4 protein-coding genes are annotated in these 6,454 nt (G+C 61.1%); 1 reads left to right on the forward strand and 3 read right to left on the reverse strand.

Going from position 1 to position 6,454, the window contains the following annotated elements; all coding sequences use genetic code 11:
• Positions 1-49: 49 nt before the first annotated feature.
• Genes NEZ08_RS12595 through NEZ08_RS12605 form a run of 3 tightly spaced genes read right to left on the reverse strand, consistent with a single transcriptional unit; the run spans position 50 to position 4,839 of the window.
• Entirely contained in the window at positions 50-1,591 is a 1,542-nt protein-coding gene (locus tag NEZ08_RS12595) for a SpoVR family protein (RefSeq protein WP_298107253.1), read from the reverse strand.
• Entirely contained in the window at positions 1,588-2,862 is a 1,275-nt protein-coding gene (locus tag NEZ08_RS12600; RefSeq protein WP_298107265.1) for a YeaH/YhbH family protein, read from the reverse strand. Before NEZ08_RS12600 ends, NEZ08_RS12595 begins: the two co-directional genes overlap by 4 nt.
• Before the next feature lie 33 nt (positions 2,863-2,895).
• Positions 2,896-4,839 carry a PrkA family serine protein kinase gene (locus tag NEZ08_RS12605; RefSeq protein ID WP_298107255.1) on the reverse strand — a complete coding sequence of 648 codons (1,944 nt, stop codon included), beginning with the start codon at positions 4,837-4,839 and terminating at the stop codon, positions 2,896-2,898.
• Positions 4,840-5,580: 741 nt separating this feature from the next.
• Between NEZ08_RS12605 and NEZ08_RS12610 the strand changes: the two genes are divergently transcribed.
• Positions 5,581-6,378, forward strand: a complete 798-nt coding sequence (locus NEZ08_RS12610) for a Crp/Fnr family transcriptional regulator (RefSeq protein WP_367278410.1) — start codon at positions 5,581-5,583, stop codon at positions 6,376-6,378.
• Positions 6,379-6,454: the final 76 nt, after the last annotated feature.

Raw genomic sequence — 6,454 nt, forward strand, 5'->3', positions numbered from 1 at the left:
GGCGCCCCACAGATATCCCCTGACGAAAACTGGGCGCCAGACGCGGGAGCTATGCGGCTATTGCAAGGGCGCGGGGGCTGACGACGTACTCCTTCAGCACCTTGTCCCTGGCGTCGACCTCAACCAGCGATACGTCATAGGTCCACAGGTCAGCGAGATGTTGCAGCACGCGCCTTGCGTCCGTTTCGTTGAGCTGGGCTCCCTTCACTACCGTATGGCGAAGGACCAGACGGCGATCTCCGGCGAGGTCGACGTCGACCACCTCGATATTGGGATCGATGAAGCCGACGTCATATTGCCGCGCAAGTTCGCGACGGATGCGGCGGTAGCCGCGCGCATCGTGGATCGCGTCGACCTTGATGCCTTCGGTGAACGCGGGATCGTCGTGCAGATGGAACAGCCGCCAGCTTCGGATCAGCTTCGGCGACAGGAACTGACTGATGAAGCTTTCGTCGCGGTAATTGGCCCAGACCTGGCGCAGCGTGCCCATCACATCGCCTGAGCCGGCGATATCGGGAAACCACTCGCGGTCCTCCTCGTCCGGATCGGTGACGATGCGTTCGATGTCCTGCATCATGGCAAAGCCGAGCGCGTACGGATTGAAGTCCGAAAAACGCTGGTCGTCGAATTCGGGCTGGAACACCACGTTGGTGTGGGATTGCAGAAATTCGATGAAGTTGCCGTCGGAGATACGGCCCTGTTCGTGCAGGCGGTTCATGATGCGATAGTGCACGTAGGTCGCCGTGCCCTCGTTCATGACCTTGGTCTGGCTCTGCGGATAGAAGTATTGCGCGATATGACGCACGATCCGCAACACCTCGCGCTGCCAGGGATGCAATCGCGGCGCGGTCTTTTCCAGGAAATAGAGGATATTCTCCTGCGGAAGGCCGAGCAGCGCGCGGCGCCGTTCGGAGTTCAGGATCTCGGTGGTCTTCGCCGGGCCCGAAGGCACCGTGCGCCAGAGATCATTGAACATGCTCTGCTCGTGCTCGCGCCGCTCGCGGGCGCGCTTTTCCTCGGCGCGAAGATCGAGGCCCTTCTTGCCGGGATAGCGGTCGATGCCGTGCGACATCAGGGCATGCGCGGCATCGAGCGTGATCTCTACCGCAAGCCGTCCATAACGTTCCTCGCAATGGGCGATGTAGCCCTTGGCGAAATCGAGATAGTCGAGAATGCCGTCGGCGTCGGTCCACTGCCTGAACAGGTAGTTGTTCTTGAAGAAATGGTTGTGGCCGAACGCGGCGTGCGCGATCACCAGCGTCTGCATGGTCGCGGTGTTCTCCTCCATCAAATAGGAGATGCACGGCGATGAATTGATGACGATCTCGTAGGCAAGGCCCATCAGGCCCTTGCGGTAGAACGTCTCGTGATGGGCGAAGCGCTTGCCAAACGACCAATGCTTGTAGAAGAGCGGCATGCCGGAGGACGAGTACGCATCAAGCATCTGCTCGGCCGTGATGATCTCGATCTGGTTCGGATAGGTATCGAGCCCGAGTTCGCCATGCGCGATCTCCTCGCAGGCATCGTGGATGCGCTGGAGCTGCCGGAAGTCCCAATCGGCACCTTCGAACAGACGTTCGTGCGTCGTCATGAGGCGGCCTTCTCCTGGTTCTTCCGGCGCTGGAACAGATCGTGAAACACCGGGAAGATTTCGCTGCGGGTCGAGACCTTGCGCATCGACAGCGGCTGGCCTTCGCTGCGCAGGCGCTGATACAGCGTCCACAGTGAAGAGTCCGGCATCTCGAAGGTCGAGCCGTTGGCCTCGCCGACCTCGAGATAGGCGAAGAACTGGCTCACGGGCAGGATGTTCTCGGTCAGCAGCCGTCCCGTCAGCGGGCTGTCGGCAAGCGAATTGTCGCCGTCGGAGGCCTGCGCCGCATAGATATTCCAGTCGGAGGGCTTGAAGCGCGAGCGCACGATGTCGCTCATCGCCTGCAAGGCGCTGGACACCATGGTGCCGCCGGAGGCCGGACCGTAGAAGAACGTCTGCTCGTCGACTTCCTCGGCGTGATCGGTATGGCGGATGAAGACGATCTCGACATGCCGGTAGCGGCGCGTGAGAAAGACGTAGAGCAGCATGTAGAACCTCTTGGCGAGGTCCTTCATGTGCTCTGTCATCGAGCCCGACACGTCCATCAGGCAGAACATCACCGCCTGCGCCACCGGTTTCGGCACGGTCTCAAACCGCCGATAACGAATGTCGAGCGGATCGATGAAGGGAATGCGCTTGGCCTTGGCCTTGAGCGCCTCGAGCTCGGCCAGGATCTCGGCGCGGCGCACTTCCGACCTCTCGCCTTCCAGTTCCGCCTCGAGTTCGGCGATCTCCTGCGGCTTCGGCCGGCGCAACGCGACGCGGCGCGCCAGTGCGAGCTGCACGGTGCGGCTGATCGAGATATTGGCCGGCGACCCTGACGTCGAATAGCCGGCGCGCTGCAGGCCCTCGCTCTCGACTTCCGCCAGCTTGCGCTTGGCAAGATCCGGCAATTCGAGGTCGTCCAGGAACAGGTCGACGAATTCGTCGCGCGACAGCACGAAACGGAAATCGTCCTCGCTGTCGCCCTCGCCGGCCTGCGAACCACGGCCGCCGCCGCCGTTCGGACGCGGGAGCACGTCGCCCTCGACAAACTTCTTGTTGCCGGGCAGCACCCGGTCACGCGTGCCGCCCTCGGTGCGGAAGCGGGGCTCATGCATCCCGTCAAGCGGGATGGAGACCTCGCCGCCTTCCAGGACATCCTTGATGTCCCGGCCCTCCGACGTCTTCTTGACGGCGCCCTGGACCAACGCCTTGGCACGGCGCAGGAACCGCTGGCGGTTTTCCAGGCTCTTGGAGCCTGGATTCAGTCGCCGATCGACTATGAACATGGTCACTGTTGACGCCTCACTCCTGTTGACGCCTCAGCCGGCCTGTTTCACCCGCATGTACCATTCGACGAGCCGACGAACCTGGCGCTCGGTGTAACCGCGCTCCACCATCCGCGCGACGAAATCGCCGTGCTTCTTTTCCGTCTCGCCGTCCTTCTTCGATCCGAACGAGATCACCGGAAGCAGATCCTCGACCTGCGAGAATATGCGTTTTTCGATGACTTCGCGGATCTTTTCGTAAGACGTCCAGGACGGATTCTTGCCGCCGTTCTGGGCGCGCGAGCGCAGCGAGAACTTGACGACCTCGTTGCGGAAATCCTTCGGGTTGGCGATACCCGCCGGCTTCTCGATCTTGGTCAGCTCCTGATTGAGCAGCTCGCGGTTGAGCATCTGGCCGGTGTCGGGATCCTTGAAGTCCTGATCCTCGATCCAGGCATCGGCATAATCGACGTAACGGTCGAACAGGTTCTGGCCGTAATCGGCGTAGGATTCCAGATAGGCCTTCTGGATTTCGTTGCCGATGAACTCGGCATAGCGCGGCACCAGCTCGGCCTTGATGAATTCGAGATAGCGCTTCTCGATTTCCTCCGGCAGCTGCTCGCGGCGGATCGAATGCTCCAGCACGTACATCAGGTGCACGGGATCGGCGCCGATCTCGGTGGTGTCGTGGTTGAAGGTCGAGGCCAGCACCTTGAAGGCGAAACGGGTCGAGACGCCGTCCATGCCCTCGTCGACGCCGGCGGCATCGCGATATTCCTGCACGCTGCGCGCCTTCGGATCGCTCTCCTTCAGGCTCTCGCCGTCATAGACGCGCATCTTGGCAAACAGCGTCGAGTTCTCGTGCCGGCGAAGCCGCGACATTACCGAGAAGCGGGCAAGCGTCTCGAGGGTCGCCGGCGCGCAGGGCGCCGCCGCAAGCTCGGAGCCCTGGATGAGCTTCTCGTAGATCTTCTGCTCTTCGGTGACGCGCAGGCAGTACGGCACCTTGATGACGCAGATACGGTCGATGAACGCTTCGTTGTTCTTGTTGGACTTGAAGCTCTGCCATTCGGCTTCGTTGGAGTGCGCGAGAATGACTCCGGTGAAGGGGATCGCGCCGATATTCTCGGTGCCGATGTAGTTGCCTTCCTGCGTCGCGGTCAAAAGCGGGTGCAGCATCTTGATCGGCGCCTTGAACATCTCGACGAATTCGAGGATGCCCTGATTGGCGCGGTTCAGTCCGCCGGAGTAGCTATACGCGTCGGGATCGTTCTGCGCATAGGTCTCGAGCTTGCGGATGTCGACCTTGCCGACCAGCGAGGAGATGTCCTGGTTGTTTTCGTCGCCCGGCTCGGTCTTGGCGATCGCGATCTGGCGCAGACGGGAGGGCTGGATCTTGGCGACGCGGAAGCGGGAAATATCGCCGCCGAAAGCCTCCAGCCGCTTGTAGCACCACGGGCTCATCAAGCCGTTGAGACGCCGGCGCGGAATGCCGTACTTTTCCTCGATCATCGGCCCCAGCTGTTCGGGATCGAACAGGCCGAGCGGTGACTCGAACACGGGCGAGAGTTCATCGCCGGCCTTCAGCACGTAGATCGGGTGAACTTCCATCAGCGACTTCAAGCGCTCGGCGAGCGAGGACTTGCCGCCGCCGACCGGGCCGAGCAGGTAAAGAATCTGCTTGCGCTCTTCGAGGCCCTGGGCTGCGTGACGGAAGAAACCAACGATGCGTTCGATCGTTTCTTCCATTCCGTGAAAGCCGGCGAAGGCCGGATAGACGCGCATGGTCCGGTTCAAAAAAATACGGCCAAGGCGTGGGTCCCTGGCCGTGTCTATCATCTGAGGCTCGCCGATCGCAGCTAGTAGTCGTTCTGCCGCATTCGCGTATTTCATCGGGTCGCCGCGACACGACTCCAGATATTCCGCCATCGACATGTCGGTCTCGCTCCGCGCCTCGAACGACCGGGCGAAAGCATTGAACAGAGAGTCGTTATACATTGATCCCGCTCCTCATCTGGTTGCTGCCACCGCTTTCAGGCGCGTCGCTGTCACATCCACGTCGTCGAGCGATGTCTGTACCGGCCCCGCGAATCAGTCCCCGTAACTACCTCCATTGGACACGCGACCGACTCCAAGGGGCAATGCAATACTTATGCAAGACGATCCGTCGTGGATAAAAAAACATCTGAATCCTACGCTCTGTAACCATGCCGCAACATTCCGGATCACTACCGATATGCTGTCAGGCGGAGTATTAACGCACTATTAACGATAATCTGCCCTGAGCTGGATCAATAAAATTGGTCGCACCGCTCGGCGATATGGAGGCATTCCGCTTCACAAGCGCGATATCGCCGCGGCGCGTTGACGCGGCTAAGGAACAAAATTGTTCCTCGCGCCGCGGTGCGCGCCTTTGTGACTGACACCCGGGCGGGCGGATACGCCTCGCCCGACGACCACGCTCAAGCAGGCCGCCGCCGTACCGTCATCGCCATTCGACTAAGGGCGGAGAGCGAGGCGGGCTTTTGCTCCCGACCAGGCGAGGTTAGCCGCCTTTTCCGCCCGGATTCGGCGCTGTTACGCTTGCGAACCGCCTGCCCCCGGGTTTTTTCGGGGTATAGTCCGCTCGTCGGAATCGACCCGCCTGGATCCGGAAAGGGCGTCAGCCGCAGCAGCTTCCTGACGCGACAGCCGGAAAAGAAGGCGGGTGCGACAAATTTTGTGCAAGGAACGGTCATGATCCCCAGTGCAGACATGTCGACGGTTCTCAACCGCATCCTCGACACCGCGGCTGACAATCTGCGGGTCGCCAAGATCCTGATCCAGCTCGGGCTCGACCCCAACAATGTCACCTATGACGCGATCTTCAACCGCCTGCTCGAACTCTTCCTCGCCAACATCACGCTCGCCAACCTGCTGGCGCTGATCGGCGCGATCTTTTTCGTCGCGACGCTGCTGACCCAGACCATGGTGCCCTTGCGGGTCGCCAACATGATCGGCTGCGCCTTCTTTGCGGCTTTCGGCGCGCTCACCGGAACCATCACGACGTTTCTGTTGTACCTGCTGATGGTGCCGATCAACGCCTGGCGGCTCCGCCAGATGCTCAACCTCGTGAAGATGGCGCGCAGCGCAACGCAGGGCGACACCTCGATGGAATGGTTGAAGCCGTTCATGACCGAGCGGAAGTATCGCAAGGGCGACGTGCTGTTTCGAAAGGACGACCCGGCCGCCGAGATGTTCCTCACAGTGACCGGAAGGTTTCTGGTCAAGGAGATCAGTGTCGAGTTGCCGCCGGGGCGGCTGATGGGCGAACTCGGCTTCCTGTCGCCCGACAACCGGCGCACCGCGACCGTCACCTGCCTGGAGGACGGCCACGTGCTCACCATCACCTACGAAAAGCTCCTCGAGATCTACTTCCAGAATCCGCAGTTCGGCTATTACTTCCTGGTGCTGACCAGCCAGCGCCTCCTGGAAAACATCGCGCGGCTGGAGGCTGTCATCGCGCAGAACAAGATCACTCAGCCTGCGGCGAATTAGTCCGTGGACTTATCGCCGCGCAGCCAATCATATGGTTGTCATACCAACCGTCAAACGGGTGACAGGCCATGCTGGA

The sequence above is a fragment of the Bradyrhizobium sp. genome (genome assembly GCF_027451485.1).
Taxonomy (GTDB): Bacteria; Pseudomonadota; Alphaproteobacteria; order Rhizobiales; family Xanthobacteraceae; genus Bradyrhizobium.